This is a genomic window from Hydrocarboniphaga sp. (genome assembly GCF_028291725.1).
Classification (GTDB): domain Bacteria; phylum Pseudomonadota; class Gammaproteobacteria; order Nevskiales; family Nevskiaceae; genus Hydrocarboniphaga.
On record NZ_JAQGNT010000045.1, the window covers coordinates 89127 to 109625 of the forward strand.

A 20499-nucleotide genomic window follows, 5' to 3' on the forward strand; every position below is an offset into this window, starting at 1 on the left:
GTGGGTCAACGTTGGGGGTGTTCTGCAAGGAAGGCCTCAAACAACTTGCCGGGCCGGCCTGGCCGCAGCGGACCGTTCATCAGCGCATTCTCGGCCGCGTAGGCGTCCGGGTAACTGCGCCCGACGTTGGCCTGGATCATCGCCTTGTGCCCGCAAACGGCCGCAGCGGGATTGGACGCGATCAGCGACGCGATCTCGATCGATTTCGCCAGTACCTGATCGTCGGCGACCACGTGATTCAGCAGGCCCGCCTGCAGCGATTCATCGGCACCGATGCGCCGGCTGGTCATCGTGAATTCGAGCGCCTTCGCGTGGCCGACGATCTGCGGCAACTGCCAGGTATTGTTGACGCCGGCGTAGGCAGCCGCGGTGAAGCGGAAATCCGTGCGGCTGCAACCGACGCGGATATCGAGCACCGACGCCAGGATCGCACCGCCCCCGTGCGCGACGCCGTTGATGGCGCCGACCATCGGCTTCGAGTAGAACGCCACTTCGCCCATCAGGTTCTGACGCTCGACATAGTTGACGAGCATGCGATCTTCGTCATAAGACTCAAGCTCCTTGACGTCGTAACCGGCGCTGAAGGCTTTTTCTCCGGCACCGGTGATGACGATCGCGCGGACCTCGCGATCGGTTTTGAGCAGCCGCAGCATTGCGCCGAGATGGCGTTGCAGCGTGGTGGTGATCGCATTGCGGACGGCGGGCCGGTTCAACGTGATTAGCGCCACGCCTTCCGCCGGCCGCTCGAGCAGCAGTTCCTCGTTCATCGATGTCTCTCCGGCTTCGTCATTCGGGTGTTGCGGCCTGGTATTGCTGCTCGACGATCCGTACCAGATCTTCGACGCTTCGGATCGAATCGACGCCCGCAACGCTGTGCCCCGCACTCCAAAGATCCGTCCATCGTCGCGGGCCTTCCGCCGATGCGCCACTGCCGTACATCTCGGCGGCGATCTGCGCGGACGTCCCCTCCGACAACTTTTCCGGATCCAGGCCGCAGGCCACGATCGACGGGCGCAGCATGTTCGTCGGCAAGCCGGTGAATGCGGAAGTCAGCTGCACATCATCCAGCGATCCACTCAGCAGCATCTGCTTGTAGCCATCGGAGGCAAGGCTCTCGGTCGTCGCAATGAACCGCGTGCCCATGTAGGCCAAGTCGCATCCCAGGACGCGCGCCGCTCGCAGCGCGTAGCCGTCACTGATGCCGCCGGCAAGAACCAGGGGACCATTGAAGAAGGCGCGAACCGCACGGGCGAAGGCGAATCCGTTGGCCCAACCGGTCTGGCCTCCGGCGCCCGCGGTCAGCAGGATCAGGCCGTCCGCTCCCGAGGCCAGCGCCTTCTCTGCATGACGAACCGAGGCCACATCGGCGAACACCGTGCATCCGATATCGTGCAGCTGCCGCACGGCGGGTGCCGGGCTGCCGACGCTGGTGATGACCATCTCGACGCGATGGCGCACCAGGCAGGCCAGCTCCTGCCGCAGATTGTCACGCCGCATGATCAGGTTGGGGCAAAACGGGGCCGGCTCGACGCCACTGCGATCCTGTGCCTGCTGCAGGTTCAATCGTATTTGTGCCAGCCATGCGTCCAGTTCGTCCATGGATCGGCAATTGGCCGTTGGAAACGCGCCGATGACGCCGTTGATGCAGGCCGCCGAAACCAGTCCGGGGCCGGACACGCGGAACATCGGCGCCGCGATCAGCGGCAGCCGCAAACGCCGGGCCCAGGTCGACTGCATGGGATCGATTTCCGGACCGGTCAGAGCTTGGCCGGCCGCAGCACGGGGATGCCGACGGCGCGCTCGTACTGCCTATAGAAGAACTGGTTGGCGATCTCGTTGCGGCCCAGCAGCAGCGTGCCCATCTGTGGCGTCGCGGTGCCTGCCTGTACGGCCTCGCCGATCGGGAGGTCTTCATCGCGCACTGCCGACATCAGGATCTGCCAGCTACGTTCGATCGTGGCTTCCTGCTCCGGTGTTTCGACCTTGTCGGGTGTCAGGAACAACACGCGATAGATCGATTTGGTGGTATCGGTCGGATGCGGAGTGAAGGAAACGAATTCGAGATGATTCGGCTCGATGGTGATCTCCAGATTGGGGAACACCAGGTGCCCACCGATCACATAGCGGAAGGCGTCCAGGGTCGGCAGCTCCTCGGCCTGCACCTTGTCGAGCTTCTTGCGTGGGACACACCAGCGCGCGTGCTGCCCGATCGGATCGAAGGCCATGATGCCGCCGTGGAGATAAGGCCCGATGCTGTTGGCGTGGAGGATGTTCAAGTGATAAACGTCCATGTAGCCGTCCATGCCGGCTTTCCAGTTCAGCTCGACGTGCAGCTCGGTGCTGCGGGCGTAGTGATAGCCCGCCACGCCGTAATCTTCGAAGAACTGGCAGAAGCTCGGGCCGAGAAACGAGCGGATATCGAGCTGGCCCTGCGGGTTTTCCAGCACCCAGACGAGCCCGTGGAATTCTTCGACCGGAAGCCGAATCAGGTCGCGCTGCGGGCAGGGTTCCATGCCGAAGGACTGGCGCTGCGGCATCGCCTTCAGGGCGCCATCGTCGCTGGAATAGGCCCAGGCGTGATAACGACAGCGGAACAGAGGCGTATTGCCGCTGGGCTCGAAAACGAGCTTCGCTCCGCGGTGACGGCAGACATTCATGAACGCGCTGACCTGGCCGTCCGGCCCGCGCGTGATGACCGCACTGGTTCGTGCCAGCTGCACGACGATGAAATCGCCGGGATTGGCAATCTGTGAACCATGACAGGCCAACACCGGCATCTTCTGGAAGATGTTCGCGAACTCCAGCTCTGCCAGCTTGGGATCGCTGTAGATCTTAGGGTCGAATTCGACCACGGCGTCGGCCAGATCGGTGGTCTTGTTGTCAATATGCTGACGCAGTCGCGTCGTGTAGTCGCGATTTTTTTCGGCGGTGAACTTCATTTAAGACTCCGTAAATTCTTGGTACGCCGATGCCTGGGCTACCAGCGGGCGTCAAGCCGCGCAACACCGCGCATCAAAGCCGTTTCACGAAACGGCGGATCCAAGGTCTTCAGCTGCAGATCGGGAAGGCGACGCAACAAATGCGTATAAGCAACCTCAAGCTCCATGCGCGCCAGCATGTTGCCCAGGCAGAAATGGCCGCCCCCGCCAAAGTTCAGCAGCCTCGCCGTTGGCTTGCGGCCGAGGTCCAGACGATCCGGCTCCGGATAGACGCTGGCATCGCGATTGGCGGCGCCGATGTAGCCGATCACGAAGGAACCTGCCGGAATCGAAATGTCGCCGAATTGGATATCGGCCATCGCGATGCGGCCGGTGGCTTGGCCGGAGGCGTCGTAGCGCATCAGTTCGGGTACCGCGGTCGTGACCAGGGACGGGTTGTCGCGCAAACGTTGCAGTTCATCGGGGTTGCGATGCAGGGCCAGAAGCCCGAGGCTCAGGGCTCCGGCAGAGGTCTCGTGCCCGGCGATGTAGATCAGGATCGCATTGGATATGAGTTCCTCATCGCTGATGCCCTTGTCCTGATCGGCACATTTCACCAGCGCCGAGAACAGGTCCGGACCGGGCTCGCGTCGCCGGTATTCCTGCAGCTCGCGGAAATACTCGGTCAGCTTCTCGACCGAATCGTTGACCTTCTGCAGGGTATCCGGCGACATCGGCAGCCATTCGAAGACCGCATTCAACGCATAGGCAATGTCGCCGATGCGATCGTGATCCTTTGCCGGTATTCCGAGCATGTCGCCGATCACGCGAACGGGGAACTTGAAGCAGAACTCCGCAACCAGATCGCCTTCACGCCGGTCGATGAAGCCGTCGATGATCTCGTCGGCGCCGCGCTCGATGGCGGAACGCAACGCGGAAATTTGCTTGGGGCCAAAGGCCTGATTGAATAGGCTGCGAATCCGATCGTGGTCCGGGTTGTCCAGCACCACGATCATCTTGCGCAGCGCCTTGAAGTAAGGCTCTTCGAGAACCTGCAAGCCCATACGCGCGGTCTGGGCACTCACGTACTGCAACTGCAGGCGTTCGCCTTCGCCCAGAAACTGCGCAACGTGAGGATAGGACGTCAGAATCCAGACGCCCAGTTCCTTGCAGAAATAGACGGGCTCCCGGTGACGCAAATGAGCATAGTCCAGATAAGGATCCACCCTCAGGTGGGGAGAAAGTGGGTTGAAGCTGAAAGAATCGGGAGGCGCTGAGTTCATCTTTGGCTCCAACGAAGTGCCGCCTGAGTACGGTTGCTAATCTTATATAGGGATGTGACAAATATCAATTTTTGTCTCGAACGGATTGCACTTTCTTTTATGCATCGGAGCGATCTACTGCGTTAAAGTGACCGAACTCGAATCCACCGTCGATCCAATGCCAAAGGTCACCAACGTTCCCTTCACCCGCGATATCCGCGTCGAAGACCGGATCGTCAACGCAGCGATCGAATGCTTCCAGCGCTCGGGGATCGATGGGACGTCGATGGACACCATTGCGAAAGCCGCACGCATGGCGAGGCAAACCATGTATCGATACTTTCCTTCGCGCCATCATCTGGCGGTCGAGGTATTGGTCAGGGAAATTCGTGATCACACCCGGATGTTGACCCCGCTATTGCGACAATATTCTTATCCTCCAAAGGCGATGACCGAGGCGCTGGTGCAAGGCGTCGTTAGTGCGCGTCGGCACCCTTCTACGCAGATCATCGTCAGCGATATCGGCGCCGAACTGATGTCCAAAGTTCCGGGTAGCGACCGCGCCATGCTGGACGCGATGTCGGAGCAATGGCTGCCGACGCTGTATCGGTGGAAAGAGGCGGGATATCTGCGTCCCCAGGTCAAATTCGACGAGCTTCTGTTGTGGATTACGATGTTTCTTTTCATCAGCATCAGCCGAGGAACACTGCTAGGTCTGAACGTCGACATGCTGAGGCAGCTCATCACGAACCAGATGCTACCCAGCCTGTTTGATCTGGAGAGACTAAAACTGGACTTTCCAGCCGAATTCCAGTGATTGAGGGACAGATTCTAAAACTCCCAACTCAGGGACAGGCCATATGAGCGCGGCGGTGCATAGTAGGAATTGGTAGAAAAATCGTTGGGAAAGCGGTTGTAGTAATACTGCGTGTCAGTCAGATTTCTGACAAAAACCTGGATTCGCAGGTTCCACGGCTCATACAAGTAGCTAACCCGAGCATTGGTAAGTCCGTAGGCTTTCTGATTGACGGTGTTCTGGGTGTCGTAAAAGTATCCAGAGTTGTAGTAATAATCAGCGGCGATTTCAATTGGACCTCCAGGGGCTTCGAAGGAGTACGAGAGACCGGTGTTAATTGTCCATTTAGGAGTTCGGGTAATTCTGTTCCCGCTGAAGTCGCGGCCTGGTTGAAGGGTCAGGGAACCTGGGCCAAAGAACAGGCCAGTAGTTTCGTCGAAGCCACTGGCGTTCGGGAACGACCCGTAAATGCCGTGGAGATAGGCGCCACTAAGTGTGGCGACCAGGCCCGGAAGCGTTTCCGGCAGCATCTGCCAGCTCGTGTCGAAGTCGAAACCGCGAATCCGTGCCGATGCCGCATTCGACAATCCTACTGTGCCTCCACTTTGCAGCGAGATGATGAGCGTCTGCAGGTCCTCGATGCGGGTGTCGAATGCGGCGATACCGTATTTGACGGTGCGGTCGAAAAATGCCCCCTTATTTCCCAATTCGAAAGATTGAAGTTTTTCGGGCTTCACATAAGTAGGCGGCGAGTAAATCGCGACCGGGTTGTACGTGCCGCTCTTGTCGCCTCTTTGCGCCGTGAAGTAGAACAATTGGTCGTCCGACGGTTTTACCTCAAGACTGATCTTGGGCGAGAATGTCCGGTTGATGGCATGCGCCTCACCGAAATTCAGCACCGGCAGAACGCCCGTCGCAGTGACCAAGCCGGTGGTCGATTTCACGCGTCCGCGGTTTTCATCCTGGTATCGCCCGCCGACGGTGATGCCGAAGAAATCGCTGCGGTCGAGAATCGTCTTGTCGAAGCTCTCGAGGGGCCTCCATGTGAACTGGCTATAAGCTGCATAAGCCTTGGTGTCGACGACTCCCGAAACCGCCAGCGACGCACCACCCACCGGAATCGGCAAGCCCAGCGCGCTCAACGGGGCCAGTACGCCATCGATGATAGCCTGGGCTGCGGTGCCTACATTGGGATTGGTCACATTTCCCACCAAGGCGCCTAGCGAGGCGGGATCCAAGACAACCAGTCTTATAGGGTCGTAGCCAGCGGATTGTTTGAAGTAGTAAAGGCCCGCGGTGACCGTTAAGGAATCGGGAACCAACCCGCCGGGCTTGGACAGCAGCTGCAATTCGGAAGTCGTGATCTTTGCAAATTGGTAGTCAGGAGCGAATAGGACTGTGGGCTGCTTGGATGCGTCGTAGTCGTATAGCCCGCTGGCTTCCACCTGCTGATGGCTACCCAGCAGCTTGACGTCGAACCAATCGGGCCTCCAGGCAAACACACCATAATAAAGCCGGTTTGTGACATCGTTGGTAGGTTTTACGTTGTCTTCCACCTCGTAAGGACCCAAGGCTCTCACGCCAACTGCTTTGCCCAGAGGCTTTGGGTCCTGCGCCGTGTTGATGAAGCCACCGCCGCCGAACTGGTTGACGAACAACGCATTGAGCTGAAGCGAGAGATCGGTTGTTGGCTCCCAGCGGAGTTTCAAATTTGCGGCTTTTGTCACCTCGTGGTACAGGCTGCGCACGACCGACTCGTCGGTCACATGGTTGTACTGCTCCTTGTTGCTATAGATCGCGGCCAGGCTGACGCCGATCGAGTCGACCGGATGGCCACCGATGTAGGCCTTCGTACTGTACTCATCAAGACTGGTGGCCTCTCCGGACAATTTTCCTGAAAACTCTTCGGGAATGTCCTTGGTCACGATGCTGATAGCGCCGCCGGTCGAGTTCCTGCCGAATAGCGTGCCCTGCGGGCCCTTCAGGACCTCGATTCTCTGCAGCGGCACGAAGTCCTGGGCCAAGCTGAAATTGAATGGCAGATAAATTCCGTCGAGATAGGTGGCGACACTGGTATCGGCCGAGGGCACAAAGACCTCGGTGCCTACCCCGCGCAGATAGATGATGGAGTAGTTGTTCAAGTCCGAATAGGTCATGCCGGGTGTCGCAGCGGCCAGACCCTTTGGATCGGAGATCCCGCGAGCCTCGAGGGCGTCGGCGGAGAACGAGGTGATTGCGATCGGGACGTCCTGTAGCTTCTCCTCACGCTTCTGAGCCGTAACGACTATTTCTTCGACAAAACGGTTGGCGGAACTCGGCGTTCGTTCGATTGTGGGTTCGTCAGCAATTGCTGTCTCAACTGGAATAACGGGAACAGTCTCGGCAGCTTCGGCTTCACGCGCCAGGGCTTCGGGCCCAGGGACCTCAGGCGCTGGGGCTTCGGACGCGGGGGCTTGGGAATCCACCCCCGCAGTGCTTACCTCCGAAGCGTCGGCAGTTGATAACAGCCCAGCCGAAAGCATGGCGCAAAGAATGCCGATCCGCATCGTCTCTCCTCCTCTATCGACCGCATGACAACAACTAACTTGTTGTCGGGTTCTAATTGGTTCGCACGGGATCTACCCATGCGCCGCAATATCCTATATCGGAAGTGACAAAACTACAATATTGTCATGAACCGTGAGAAAATATACGAACCAATCTTCGGTCCGGTGTGGGGTTTGTGTAGTCGTAGCGCAGGCCGAAAAGAAGATCAGGCACCCTGGGATGCCGCCTAAATCGTCTCCGCTCTGGTGGCAAGCAGCAATGCTACAGCCGGTGAAATCTTTCCAAATTGGTCGCCACTGGCCGATCGGACGGAGCCTACCGCAGCAACGTCAACCGGAGTGCGGGCACTCGCGCGGTAGATTGCACTTGCCTTGCTAGACTCCAATCTCGTTGGCACTTAAGAAAACGAAATCGGTCTAATTGTTGTGTGTTACATATTTTTACTATTGTACCGTGCTGAGATCGAGGCCGGCCTAGCCGCTGGCGCGCACAGGAGGAGAGAATCGATGCTGCAGAGCCTCAAAGGCGTCAGTTGTAGGTCGGCAATCCTTTGCCGACATGAAAAGCCCGATGCGCAATCGAGGCCTGGCGTCGGCAAAGGATTGCCGACCGACCAAAGCGACTTACTTCTGCTCGAAGCGTGGTGCGCGGCGCTCGAAGAATGCCTGCATCTTCTCGCTGGCGTCGGCCGTGGTCTGCGACACGATCACCGCGCGGTTCTCCATCTCGATCGCGGCCTCCAGGCTACCGGCACTCTGGTTGAAAACCAGCGACTGCTTGGTCATCCACACACCCATCGGCACGTTGACGATGATGCTGCGCGCCAGCTCCAAGCTCGCGTCCATCAGCAGCGCGTCGTCGACCGCACGCAGTACCAGGCCGATGCGCTCGGCCTCATCCGAAGATACCGGGCGCGCGGTGTACAGAATTTCGGCGGCGCGCTGCGCGCCGACGATACGCGGCAGCAGGTAGCTCAGGCCGAATTCGTGGCCGGTTGCCGCATTGTGTATGGCATTGATGAATTTGGCCGAACGCGCGCACAGCAGCAAGTCGGCGGCCAGCGCGAGCGCGAACCCGACACCGGCGGCCGGCCCGTTGACGGCGCAGATCACCGGCTGCGGCAGGCTGCGCATCAGCAGCGGAATCTGGCTGACTTCGGCCATGAAGAATTTCTTGTAGTGCAGCCTACCGACGCGCTCGTCTATCCACGGCGCATGGCCGTCGATGCGCAGATCGTGGCCGCTGCAGAAGCCGCGGCCGCGGCCGGTCAGGATCACCACGCGCGCCTCGGCGTCGTTGCGCAGTGCACGCAGGCATGCGATGAGCTGCGTGTACATGTCGAACGTGAAAGCGTTCAAAGCCTCCGGACGATTCAGGCTCAGCCTTACGACGCCTTCTATAGGACGGTCGACCTGGACCAGGTCGTTGCTCACGCGGCGGCGCTCCGCTCCAGCCGCGCATGGCGAGCCAGGTGCTGATCGACGCTGCCGAATTCGTGCTCGATCATCGTCGCCCGCTTGAAGTAGCTGCCGACCGGCAGCTCTTCGGTCATGCCGATACCGCCATGTAGTTGCACCGCGTTCTGGCCGATGAACCGGCAGGCTTCGGCGACCGTGACCTTGGCGGTGGAGGCGGCAAGCCCGCGCTCCCTGTCGTCCGCATCCAGCGACAGGGTCACGCGGTAGCTCGCCGATACCGCCATCTCGATCTGCAGATACATGTCGACCAGACGGTGTTGCACAACCTGAAAGCTGCCGATGGTCTGACCGAACTGCTTGCGCTGGCGCGCGTAGTCGACGGTGTCGTCGAAGAGCCGGTGCATAACGCCGACCGCTTCGGCAGATTGCGCGGCGATCGCTACATCGCCGAACCTTTGCAACAGGGGCTGCGCGATGCCGGGCTCGGCCATCAGCGCGCATCTGGGCAGCAGCACCTGATCGAAATGCAGATCGGCGGCGCGACGGCCGTCGACCGTCGGATAGTGATGCGCCGTGATGCCCGGCGTTCTGCAGTCGACCGCGAACAGCGCGATGCCCTCGCCTCCGATCCTGGCGGTCACCAGCAAGGTTGACGCCCAGGATGCTGCGATCACCATCGCCTTGTGGCCCTGCAGGCGCCAGCCATCGCCGCTGCGCGTCGCGGTCGTCGTCGATGCGCGATCGAAGCCGAAGCGCGTCGCCGGTTCGCTCCACGCTAGTGTCGCAACGGATTCGCCGCTGGCGATGGCGGTGGCCAGCGCATCGGCGCGTTCGCTGCGGATGCACGCCAGCAGGCCGGCCGTGAGCACCACCGACTCCAGATACGGCTCGACCACCAGCGCCCGGCCCAGCTCCTCCATGACGATCATCGTCTCGACCGCGCCGCCGCCACTGCCGCCGATGCGTTCCGGCAGCGCGGCTCCGAGTACGCCGAGTTCACCGAGTTCGCGCCACAGCTCAGGCCGCCAGCCGCTATCCGAGCACAGCACGGCAGATCGCATGTCGAAACGATACTGCGCGCGCAGAAATGACTGCAGACTATCGCGCAGCAACTGCTGTTCGGTGGTGAAGCTGAAGTCCAAGGAAGCTTCCTTTGCGCTCAGAAACTTCTGAGACGAGCGTAGCGATTCGCCATCGCTGCGGCCTTGCCGTGCAGCATCTCGGCAACGCGCGCGTACTTCAGATAGCACCCGGCGACACGGGCGTTGGTCATGCCGATGCCACCACCGCCGGTGACGAACACCTGCTTACCGGGGAAATCGAAGCGGATCATTCAGCGCCTGTGCCCGCTCAGCTCTTGGGCGTCCACTTCAGTTTCAGCGATTCCAATGACATCACCATACCGGCGCGGTAGCTCGGCTCGTAGCCCTCGGCCAGAGAGAACTCGCCGACCTGCTCGATCCACTCCTTGTACAGGATGCGCAGCTCGGTACGCGCCAGGAAGTGGCCGATGCACAGATGCGGCCCGGTGGAAAACGTCAGGTGCGAGCGGATCTTGCGATCGATATCGAACTTCGCGGGATCATCGTTCTTGCTGTCGTCCCAACCCGCCATTGGCAGCGCGCACAGCAGCATGTCGCCGGCACGGAACTTCACCCCGAAACGCTCGCAGTCCTTGGTGACCAGGCGCGGCGTATTGACCACGCCGTACAGTCGGATCGACTCTTCCACGAACGGCGCCAGCAACTCCGGTTCACTGCGCAGACGCGCCTGCAAGGCCTTGTCGGTGGCGAGGTAACGTGTCGAGAACGTCAGCGCATTGGTGACGGTGTCCAGGCCTCCGAGGAACAGCAGGAACAGCATCGCGACCAACTTTTCGAACTGGATCGGTTCGCCATTGATCTTGGCGTCCATCATGATCGAGATCAGGTCGCTCTCGCCGCTGGCCTTGGCGCCGCCAGCGCGCGAACCCACCACGCCGGCCAGTTCCTGCACGATCGCCTGCGAAGCGGCGCCGATTTCGGTGGTACCGACGGCGCGGAAGAATCCTTCGGCCAGCGCGCGGAAATCATCGAAGCGCTCGGTGGGCAAGCCCATCATGCGCATGAAGACGGTCACCGGAAACGGCGCGGCGACGTCCTTGACGAAGTCGCATTCGCCGCGCTTGGCGACGTCGGCGACGATGCTTTTCGCGAAAACTTTCAGATCCGCTTCCATCGCCGCCACCGACTTGGGGCCAAAAAACGGTGCGAGCGCGCCGCGGTACCACATGTGCTCCGGCGGATCGAGATTCAACGGGATCATCAGCGGCGGATTATCGATACGCGGAATCTGCGATTCCCGCGCCGAAAAGTGCTCGAAGTCCTTGACCACTTCGGCCATCAGGTCGAGCCGCGTCACCATCCAGTGACCGCCGTTACGCGGCGTGTAGAAGATGCCGTTCGGCGCCTCACGCTGCAGCCGTGAATACGAGGCGTGCAGATCCTTTTTCAGCGCGGCGTCTTCGTACATGTCGAAGTCGAACACGCGCTCCGATGCGACGTGATCCGGAACTCCGGTGGGGGCCTGTGTCTGCATGAGGGGTTCCTCGAACGTAGTGATGTCGTGTTTTTGCGTGGCCGGTTTTTGCGTCGGCGACCGCGATAAATATAATACAATTAGATTATGGAATGTCGGCGGTCGAGCGCACATCAGACGTCGGCGAAATCGAAAAGCAGTCGTCTATAAATATTAGGTAATAGCCATGGTCCATCTCGTTTTCCAGACCCGGAACGGCCAGCAGTTTCCTTTGGAAGCCGCTGCCAAGCAGTCGCTGATGAACGCGGCGGTGGCCGCCGGCATTCCCGGCATCGACGCCGACTGCGGCGGCTCCATGGTCTGCGGCACCTGCCATGTGCATATCGCTCCGCAGTGGCGGGACCGGCTTCCCCCGATCTCCGACATGGAACAAGCGCTGCTGGAATGCGTGCCGCAGCCGCACCCCGACGCACGGCTGTCCTGCCAGATCCCTGTCAGCGAACAACTGCAGGGCCTGGTCGCGCTGATTCCGTCGGCGCAGCGCTGATTCGGTGCTGGCGTCGGCGCTAGTCATCGGCAAACAAAACCTCGTCGGGTAGTGCGAGGCAGCCCTCGCCGCCACGCATCGCGGCGAGGCGATAGAAGCTCTCGGGGAACAGCTGCGCAAAATAGAATTCCGCGGTCGCAACGCAACTGCGGCCTGCATCGGACAGCGGTGCGCGCTGCGCTGCCTCGATGAATCGCCAGGCCATGACAGCGTGGCCGAGAGCGCGAAGAAAATGCGCGGCGACGGCCCCGACCGAAGTTGCGCCCGGCAGCCCGCTGCGCAGCAGCTCCTGCAAGGCCGCGATCAGCGCGGCCAGCTGCGCGCTCATCGCGGCGATTGTTACCGAGCTGCCGACGACTTCGACGGTTTGCAGCATTCGGGTAAGTAGAAGCTGAAGTTTTTGGCCGCCGTCGGCGAGCACCTTGCGGCCCAGCAGATCCAGCGCCTGAATGCCGTTGCTGCCTTCGTACAAGGAAAAAACGCGAACGTCGCGGAGCATCTGCTCGACGCCGTGCTCGACAATGTAGCCGTGGCCGCCGTAGATCTGCACTGCCAGACTGGCGACCTCCAGCGCGTTGTCCGACAGAAAAGCTTTCGCCACCGGTGTCAGCATTGATAGGGCCAGCGCCGCCTCGGCACGCTGCGCCGCATCAGGATGCGCGTTTTCGATATCGAGTTGGATTGCCAGCCAGTAGCTGAGCAGTCGCGCGCCCTCGGTCCAGGCCTTCTGCGTCAGCAGCATTCTGCGAATATCGCCGTGCACCAGCAGCGGCTGCGCATCGCCGGATGTACCGACACGCCCCTGGCGGCGCTGGCGCGCGTAGTCCAGGGAATATTGATACGCCAGCTCCGAGGCACCCAGCGCCTGCAGACCGACGCCGAGACGCGCCGCATTCATCATGACGAACATGCAGGCCAAGCCGCCGCCGGCTTCGCCGATCAGCCAGCCGAGCGCGCCTTCGAACTGCAGCGCGCAGGTGGCGCTGGCCCGAATGCCCATCTTGTGCTCGAGCCCGACCACGCTGATGCCGTTGATCGCAGGGTTCAGACCATCGCCTTGCGGCAGACGGCGCGGAACCAGGAACAGCGACAGCCCGCGCGTACCGGCCGGCGCGTCCGGCGTGCGCGCCAGCACCAGATGCACGATGTTCTCGGCGGCATCGTGATCGCCGCCGGAGATAAATATCTTGGCGCCGCTGATCTGATACGCACCGCCCGCAGCCGGTTCGGCCTTGGTCCGCACCAGGCCCAGATCGCTGCCGGCCTGGGCCTCGGTCAGGCACATGCTGGTGGTCCATTTGCCGGAAGCGATCGGCGGTAGATACCGCGCCTTCAGTTCGTCCGAGGCATGTGCGCGCAGGCAATCGTAGGCGCCGTGGGCGATACCCGGGAACATGCTCCAGGCGGGATTTGCCGAGTTCAGTACTTCGAGCAGCACGCTATGCAACAGCATCGGCAGCCCCTGTCCGCCGTGGCCTTCCTCGCAGGCTAGACCCGCCCAGCCAGTGTCGACAAAAGCGCGATAGGCCTCGACATGGCCGGGCGGCAGCAGCACGCGACCATCGATCAGCCGGCAACCCCTGTCCCCCGACATGCGGGTCGGCGCCAGTACCCTGGCGGCGAAGGCGCCGGCCTCGGTCGCGACACGATCGATCAGCGCACGATCGACACCAGCGTACGGTGGCAATGCCGCCAGCGTGCGCTCTACGTCCATGACCTCGTGCAGCACGAAGCCGATGTGACGCAGCGGGGGTGAATACAGCGTCATTGCGTGGCGGATACCGAAGCCGGCGCCTCGTCCCAGATCGCCAGTGCGTCCAGCGCTTCGACTCGGCTGCCGCTGACCAGAATAGGATTGATCTCCAGCGACACCAGTTGCGGGCCGAGCGCCAGCGCGGCGTCGCCGATCGCGGCAACGACGGTGGCGACGGCCTTGCGATCGATCGCCGGCGCACCGCGGAAGCCATCCAGCAACTTGCTGCCGCGCAGCTCGCCGAGCATCTCTTCGACGTCGGTCACGGTGACAGGCAAAAGGCGCAGGCTGGTGTCCTGCAAGGCTTCGACCCAGATGCCGCCGAGTCCAACCGCGATCGCGGCACCCCAGCGCGGATCGCGCATCGTGCCGACGAAAAGCTCGACTCCCTGGCCGCGCATCGGCAACACCACGATACCGTCGATACGCGCCCCGGGCTGCGCCTTCATCACGCTGGCGAGGATGCGCTCGTAAGCTTCGCCGACCGCGGCGTCGCCTGATAGCCTCAACACCACACCGCCGATATCGGTCTTGTGCGCGATATCGGGCGAGGCGATCTTCAGCACAACCGGCTCGCCGATCGCGCGCGCTGCCTCGATCGCCGCCTCGCGACTGTTGACGATGCGGGTCGGTATCACTGGCACGCCGCGCGTGGCGAGAAATTCCAGCGCCTGCTGCTCGGACTGCGGGCGCTGCGTGGCGGGCTCGATCGCCGGCATCTTCGCTACACCCTGGCGCTGGCGCCGCGACCAGCGCGACGCCGCAGCGAAACCAAGCACCGCCTGATGCAGGCCGCAGGGCAGATAGTTGACGCCGGTCGCGGCGATCACTTCCTGGGTGACGGCGGTCGCCGGCCGCATCACATGGCTGACCGCCAGGCTCGGCAAGACGCTGCGCTTCTGTCCGGCGGCGACGTGCTCGACGATGACGCGACTGAATTTCCCGTCGTCATAGGTGTCCGACGGCGCGTCCGCCACGGCCAGCACTGCCGCAAAGACTGGGTCGGAGGACATCGCGTCAATCGCCTGCTCGTACAGCTCTGGCTTCAGCATCGCCGCGCCGGTGATGTCCAGCGGATTGTGCGGCGTGCCGAAATCCGGCAAGGCTGCGCGTAGTTTCTCGACCGTGGCCGTCGACAGTTCCGGCAGCGGCATGCCCAGCGCTTCGGCATCGTCGGCCGCGATCTCGCACATACCGCCGGACATCGACAGCACGCCGAGGCCGCCTTCACGCAGCGGGCCCGTGCGTGCCATCAATTCGGTGGTCACGATCAGCTGCTCCAGCGTCTTCACGCGCACCAGGCCATAACGGCGACAAGCCGCGTCGAATACGCGGTCGTCGCCGACCAGGGAGCCGGTGTGCGCCTGCGCCGCCTTGGCGGTGACTTCGCTGGTGCCGATCTTCAGCACGACGATGGGTTTGCCAGCCTGTAGCGCGCGCTCGGCAGCGCGGCCGAAGCCCGCTGCATCGCGCACCGTCTCCATGAACAGTGCGATTGCCTGGGTCGCCGGATCGTCGACCAGATAATCGATAACTTGGGCGACGTCGATATCGGCCTCGTTGCCGGTGGAGACCATGTAGCTCAGGCCCAGCCCCTGCCATTGCACGAAGTACGACATCTGGCCGGCGAGCGCACCGCTCTGTGACACGATCGCAAAACGCCCCGGCAGCACCGGCCCGCGAATCGGCACGGTCCACACCGGAATGCGATCGACGAAATTGACGAAGCCGAGGCAGTTGGGACCGAGCAGCCGAATACCGGCGCTGCGCGCCGCGTCCAGCAGCATCTGTTGCTGCAGCTGACCGCCGGCACCTGCCTCGGCGAAACCCGAACTCAGCACCACCGCATTGCGAATGCCGGCGCTCTGCAGGTCGGGCAAGGTGTCGATCAGAAACTCGGACGGCACCATCAGCAGCGCCAGATCCACGGGCTCGCCAATCGCGGTTGCCGACGTCGCGGCCACCTTGCCCAGCACTTCGCCGCCGCGGCGGTTTACGTAATGAAGCTTGCCTTCGTAGTTCAGCACTTTGACGTTAACGCGCGCAGCGCGCGTCCAGATTGAGCGTTCGGTAGCACCGATGAACGCGATCGAGCGCGGCTTGAAGAATGAGTCCAGCGGGTGCGACATGTTGCGCGGCTCCGTGATGATCGCGGCGCGCCGCCGCGATCGTTTGCTAGTCGATGATGTGATCAGTGATCTGAAAGTGTCCGAACAGCTGCGCGGTCGGTAGTGCCGCATCGGCCTGCCAGGCGTCGACGCGCAGCGCCGCGATTCGTCCGCCCAGCCGCGTCGCCGACACCCGCGCCCACAGCGGCGATGGCCCCGACAGGCGCAGGTAGTTCGTCGTTATATTGATCGTCTTCAACCGACGCCCGAGCCGCTGGCGCAGATACAGCTGCGCGACCGCCTCCAGGTAGGCACCGATGACGCCGCCGTGCGCCTGCATCAGCTCCCAGTTGCTGACCACGCGCGACGAGAACGGCAGCCGATACAGGGGCACGCCATCGGCCGACGCATCGATGCCGATGTTGAGCCAGTTGCAGAACGCATCGGTACCGGCGACCTCGGGACGCTGCGGCTGCAGGTTGTCGCGTTCGGGCAGCGCGCCCTGCTCGCCCCCGCGCCTTAGCTGAATGAAGTTTCCGATCGATGTCGCCACCAGCTGCGAGTCGCCTGCAACTCGGATATCGGTCTGCACCGCCAGGTAAGGCGCGCGGCCTCCGACGCAATGCGCGCTGGCGATCAGCTCGCTGTCGGCCGCGACATCGCGCAGGTGATCCACGCGCAGATCCAAGGTCGCGTTGTCACCGAAATGCAGGCTGGCCAGCAGGCCAGCCGCGGTGTCCACCAGAATGCTGATCGCGCCGCTGTGCAGATCACCATCGCGATTAGCCAGATGAGCGTTGGCGGGCAGTCGCAGCACACAGCCGCCAAGATCGCCGCGCTCGGCCAGCATGCCGAGTTCAACGCAGGGCGGGCTCGCGGCCATCATTGCGCCAACGCTGGCGTCGGCGGACATCTTCAGCGCCGAGACGACGGCATCGCCGTCTGCTTCTTGGCGAGCTTGTCGAGGCCGCCGCGAACCATCATGTCGAACAACTTGCCGTAGGGCGGCAGCATCACGCGCATCAGCGACTGCGGACCGCCCTGTTTGTATACCGAGCGCGCGTGGCTGAAGCGACGGAAACCCTCGATGCCGAAACTGTAGGCACCCATGCCGCTGCGGCCGATACCGCCAAAAGGCAGATCGGGCACGCTGTAGTGGAACATCGCATCGTTCAGCGTCACTCCACCGGAGAAAGTGCGGTCGAGCACGTACTGGCTGAAGCGCTTGTTCTTTGAGAAAACGTATAGACCCAGCGGCTTGGGCATACGGCGCAAGCTGGCGCAGACCTGCTCCGCATCGTCGTAGGTCGTCATTACCCACACCGGGCCGAACAGCTCTTCGGTGGCGGCACGGCTGTCTGCTGGCGGATTGACGATCAGATGCAATGCAAGGCGATTCTGCGCTGCGTCGTTGATAGGCCCATCATTGGCGTCGGCACCGATGCTCAGCACTTGTGCCCCGAGCTCGCGAGCGTCTTCGATGATCGCTGCCAGGCGCTGGTAGTAGCGTGGGCTGACCAGCCCGCAGTAGTTCGGGTTCTGTGTCGAGCCCGGATACAGTTTGTGCATCGCCTTGTCGAGTTCGGCGATGAAGGCATCTGCGGACTGCTTGGGCACGTACAGCAGATCCGGCGCCAGGCAGGCCTGGCCGCCGTTCATGGTCTTGGTGTTGATCAGACGTTGCGCGACTTCGGCGACATCGGCGTCCGGGCCGACGATCACCGGACATTTTCCGCCGAGTTCGAGCGTGACCGGCGTCAGGTTCGGCGCCGCCGCTTCCATCACGAGCGCGCCGACCTGTGGGCTGCCGGTGAACATCAGGTGATCGAACGGCAGGCGCGCGAACGCCTTACTGACGTCGAGTCCACCTCGCGCCACCGCGATCTCACTACGATCGAAATACGCAGCGAGCGCTTCTTCGAGCACGCGCGCACTCTCCGGCATCATGTCCGACGGGCACAGCATCGCGCGGTTGCCAGCGGCCAGCGTCGTCGCCAACGGCACCAGCACCAGATTCAACGGCGCGTTCCACGCCCCCATGATGCCGACCACACCCAGCGGCTGATACTGGATTTCGGCGCGCGCGCCAAACAGATTGAACGGCATCGGCGCAGATCGCCGTTGCGGTCGCATCCAGCGCCGCAGGTTTTTGCGGGCGGACTGGAAGACCTGTACAGGCGCGAAGATTTCGGTCAGCAGCGACCACTGGTTGCCACGCTGCGCGAAGTCCTGCATCACCGCGTCGAGCAGCGGCTTGCGAAAGCTCAGCAGCATCGCCAGCGCCCGATCGAGCCGGTCCTGGCGCGTCTGCAGGCTGACCGGATATTCGCTGAGGAAGGCATTGCGCTGCAGCGTCAACAGCTGGTTCAGTGCCGCCAGCTGCGGCGATGCGTCGTACGCCTGCGATACCGGCATGCCATCTTCCGCCATTTGATCTCTCCTTTCGATGTCGGCCACAGCAGTTGCTGTTGGCAGCTAGCGCTGGCTAGCAGGCAATTTGACGACCAGGCCGGCGAGTGCCTCGGCGACCCGCACCTGGCAACTCAGGCGCGAGCTGTCGTGGCGCTCCTCCAGCACTTCGAGCATGTCCGACTCCTGGCTGCCCGGCTCGCCGACTCTCACCTTGTCGGCCGCGTCGAAAAATACGTGGCAGGTGGCGCAGGCGCAGGCGCCGCCGCAATCCGCGTCGATGCCCGGAATCATGTTGTCTTTGGCGCCGTCCATCAGTGTGGTGCCGATCGCAAGATCGACGCGATGCTCGATGCCGTTGTGTTCCACATAGGTGATCTGAATCATTCTGCTTGGACCTTGTATGGTGGCTTGCTGGACTACTGTCCGGTCTTGAGTCCCGGGGTGAAATCGACCAGCAACTGCTTCATGCCACGGGCTTCGCCGACCAGATATTCCGGCTCGAAGTCGTCGGCGACGCGGTAGTCGCCGAGACGAGCCAGCACGGTTTTCAGAAGGATTTCGATTTCCAGGCGCGCCAGGTTGCGGCCCAGACAGACATGCGCACCGGCGCCAAACGCGATGTGTGGATTCGGCGCGCGGTCGAGCAGGCATTGATCGGCCTGCGGGAACACGCTTTCATCGCGATTGGCCGAGCCATGCAGACCGAGAATGCGATCGCCGCTCTTCAGGCTAGCGCCTTCCAGTTCGACATCGCCTGTGACGGTGCGGCGCAGACCCTGGATTGGAGAGGTATAGCGGATGAACTCCTCGATCGCGGTCGGCCAGCTCAGTTCACCCGACACCAGGCGCTGCCGCGTTTCCGGATGGCGCGCCAGATACAGCAACGATTCCAGCATCACCGCACTGGTGGTATCCAGGCCGCCGAACAGAATGATCAGCAGCGTGCGGTAGATGTCTTCGTCGGTAAAAGGTTTGCCGTCGATCTGTGAGTCGAGCAGCATGCCGAGCACGTCGTCGATCGGCGGCATCGTGCGGCGCTTGGCGATCTGCGTCATCAGCACGCCGGCAATCGCCTCGCCTGCCCGGGCGACTCCCTCGATGTCGCTGGCGCGGCCGCGCGTCATCAGCTCGATCCACTCGCTGATCTGCTGCTGCGATTCTATCGGCGCGCCCAGCAACGGCAGCACAATGGTCGGCAGCAGAGGCCGCACCAGTTGCGCAGCCAGGTCGGCTTTGCCGGTGGCAATGAAGCCGTCGATCAGATGATCGATCGCGCCCTGGATCTCGGCCTGCTTGGTCGCGACCGATTCGATCGTGAACTTGCGATTCAGAATGCGGCGGAATTTTGCCTGCAGCGGTGGATCCAGATCGATCGGAAACATCCGGTACGGGTGATCCGGAATGGCGACGCCGGACGTTGATGAGAACGATGAATAGTCCTCGAATATTTTCTTGACCGTCTCGTAACGGCTGGCGACATGAAAGCCGCCGTGCTGCGCCGAGCGCCCGACCGGACACTGGCTCCGGAACGCCTGATACATCGCGTACGGCTGGTTCATCTGCTCAGGCGAGGTGTGATCGAATTTCTCGACCAGCTGCTGACCGGTTTGCTTGCCCATCGGACCCTCCTTGCTGTTGCTCGCACCTCGGCGCGGATGTCTCCACGCGATCGATTCGCGCCGAGTCGTAGCACCTTGGGTATGCGTCGGTGCGCCCGCGGCGCCCGACATCTGCCGTCGACGATGTTACACGATACTAATAATGTCAACTGTATTTATTCGGCTCGCATCAGCTCTTCGCCGAACGCCTCGGCGCCGCCGGTTTCAGCGTAGGTGAAGAGCGAAGGTGCGCGCCGATCAGCCTGCAGGCTTACCACGCGCCTGTAGAGTCCATAAGCGCGCCAGATCACGCGATCCGTCGTTGCCCTGCACGCCCGCCCATGTCTTCTGTGCCTGATCCTTCTTACCGCCCACCAGGTACGCATAGCCCAGGTGCAGCCTGGCCTGGTCGAGCAGCTTGATACCGCCTTTCTTGATGCCCGCCTCAATCAGCGGAATGCCCTTGTCGGCCTGGCCGTAGCCGACGTAGTTCAATCCGGTGTTGATTAGTGCGTCGCCGGTTGCTTGCGCGGTGGCAGCCTTCTCGCCTTCGGCCAGCGTCGCCTTGTCCTCGGTCATTTTCTTGGCTACCAGTTCTTTCAGCCGCTGATGGCGGCTGGCGT

17 protein-coding genes and 1 pseudogene are annotated in these 20499 nt (G+C 62.1%); 2 read left to right on the forward strand and 16 right to left on the reverse strand.

The window, feature by feature from the left end; genetic code table 11:
* Positions 1-5: 5 nt before the first annotated feature.
* From JWQ90_RS13265 to JWQ90_RS13280, 4 genes are read right to left on the reverse strand one after another with little or no spacing between them, the layout of a single operon-like run.
* Positions 6-767, reverse strand: coding sequence for an enoyl-CoA hydratase/isomerase family protein (locus JWQ90_RS13265; protein ID WP_299694742.1), 762 nt, complete (start codon positions 765-767; stop codon positions 6-8).
* A 19-nt stretch (positions 768-786) separates the two neighbouring features.
* Positions 787-1737 (reverse strand): nitronate monooxygenase, encoded by a 951-nt coding sequence (locus tag JWQ90_RS13270; RefSeq protein WP_299694745.1) that lies wholly within the window; start codon positions 1735-1737, stop codon positions 787-789.
* 20 nt (positions 1738-1757) lie between these two features.
* Positions 1758-2939 (reverse strand): aromatic ring-hydroxylating dioxygenase subunit alpha, encoded by a 1182-nt coding sequence (locus tag JWQ90_RS13275; RefSeq protein WP_299694747.1) that lies wholly within the window; start codon positions 2937-2939, stop codon positions 1758-1760.
* A gap of 38 nt (positions 2940-2977) precedes the next feature.
* Positions 2978-4201, reverse strand: coding sequence for a cytochrome P450 (locus JWQ90_RS13280; protein ID WP_299694750.1), 1224 nt, complete (start codon positions 4199-4201; stop codon positions 2978-2980).
* 127 nt (positions 4202-4328) lie between these two features.
* Here JWQ90_RS13280 and JWQ90_RS13285 point away from each other — a divergent pair, with 127 nt between their 5' ends.
* The gene (locus JWQ90_RS13285; protein WP_299694753.1) at positions 4329-4997 is read left to right on the forward strand and encodes a TetR/AcrR family transcriptional regulator; all 669 of its coding nucleotides are present in this window, start codon (positions 4329-4331) and stop codon (positions 4995-4997) included.
* 14 nt (positions 4998-5011) lie between these two features.
* On the opposite strand, the gene JWQ90_RS13290 is transcribed toward JWQ90_RS13285, so the two are convergent.
* The 5 genes from JWQ90_RS13290 to JWQ90_RS13310 form a co-directional block, all read right to left on the reverse strand.
* Positions 5012-7522, reverse strand: a complete 2511-nt coding sequence (locus tag JWQ90_RS13290) for a TonB-dependent receptor (RefSeq protein WP_299694755.1) — start codon at positions 7520-7522, stop codon at positions 5012-5014.
* A gap of 624 nt (positions 7523-8146) precedes the next feature.
* Positions 8147-8956, reverse strand: a complete 810-nt coding sequence (locus tag JWQ90_RS13295; protein WP_299694758.1) for an enoyl-CoA hydratase-related protein — start codon at positions 8954-8956, stop codon at positions 8147-8149.
* Positions 8953-10083 (reverse strand): acyl-CoA dehydrogenase, encoded by a 1131-nt coding sequence (locus JWQ90_RS13300; RefSeq protein ID WP_299694761.1) that lies wholly within the window; start codon positions 10081-10083, stop codon positions 8953-8955. The genes JWQ90_RS13295 and JWQ90_RS13300 overlap by 4 nt, the downstream gene beginning before the upstream one ends.
* A 17-nt stretch (positions 10084-10100) precedes the next feature.
* Positions 10101-10274: a hypothetical protein gene (locus JWQ90_RS13305; protein ID WP_299694764.1), complete on the reverse strand. Its 174-nt coding sequence runs from the start codon at positions 10272-10274 to the stop codon at positions 10101-10103.
* Between the two features lie 17 nt (positions 10275-10291).
* Positions 10292-11518: a cytochrome P450 gene (locus tag JWQ90_RS13310; protein WP_299694767.1), complete on the reverse strand. Its 1227-nt coding sequence runs from the start codon at positions 11516-11518 to the stop codon at positions 10292-10294.
* A gap of 166 nt (positions 11519-11684) precedes the next feature.
* Here JWQ90_RS13310 and JWQ90_RS13315 point away from each other — a divergent pair, with 166 nt between their 5' ends.
* Positions 11685-12005, forward strand: coding sequence for a 2Fe-2S iron-sulfur cluster-binding protein (locus tag JWQ90_RS13315; RefSeq protein WP_299694770.1), 321 nt, complete (start codon positions 11685-11687; stop codon positions 12003-12005).
* Positions 12006-12024: 19 nt separating this feature from the next.
* Here JWQ90_RS13315 and JWQ90_RS13320 read toward each other — a convergent pair whose 3' ends face one another.
* The 7 genes and pseudogenes from JWQ90_RS13320 to JWQ90_RS13350 all read right to left on the reverse strand — a co-directional run.
* Positions 12025-13773 (reverse strand): acyl-CoA dehydrogenase, encoded by a 1749-nt coding sequence (locus tag JWQ90_RS13320; protein WP_299694773.1) that lies wholly within the window; start codon positions 13771-13773, stop codon positions 12025-12027.
* Complete coding sequence (locus JWQ90_RS13325) at positions 13770-15887, reverse strand: acetate--CoA ligase family protein (RefSeq protein WP_299694775.1); 2118 nt, start codon at positions 15885-15887, stop codon at positions 13770-13772. The genes JWQ90_RS13320 and JWQ90_RS13325 overlap by 4 nt, the downstream gene beginning before the upstream one ends.
* Before the next feature lie 46 nt (positions 15888-15933).
* The gene (locus JWQ90_RS13330) at positions 15934-16779 is read right to left on the reverse strand and encodes a hotdog domain-containing protein (protein ID WP_299694777.1); all 846 of its coding nucleotides are present in this window, start codon (positions 16777-16779) and stop codon (positions 15934-15936) included.
* 2 nt (positions 16780-16781) lie between these two features.
* Positions 16782-18296, reverse strand: a complete 1515-nt coding sequence (locus tag JWQ90_RS13335) for an aldehyde dehydrogenase family protein (protein ID WP_299694779.1) — start codon at positions 18294-18296, stop codon at positions 16782-16784.
* Positions 18297-18341: 45 nt separating this feature from the next.
* The gene (locus JWQ90_RS13340; RefSeq protein WP_299694781.1) at positions 18342-18662 is read right to left on the reverse strand and encodes a 2Fe-2S iron-sulfur cluster-binding protein; all 321 of its coding nucleotides are present in this window, start codon (positions 18660-18662) and stop codon (positions 18342-18344) included.
* 32 nt (positions 18663-18694) lie between these two features.
* A complete protein-coding gene (locus JWQ90_RS13345) occupies positions 18695-19897 on the reverse strand; it encodes a cytochrome P450 (RefSeq protein WP_299694783.1) in 1203 nt (400 codons plus the stop codon).
* A 237-nt stretch (positions 19898-20134) separates the two neighbouring features.
* Positions 20135-20499 (reverse strand): annotated as a pseudogene (locus JWQ90_RS13350) (hypothetical protein); the annotation flags it as partial.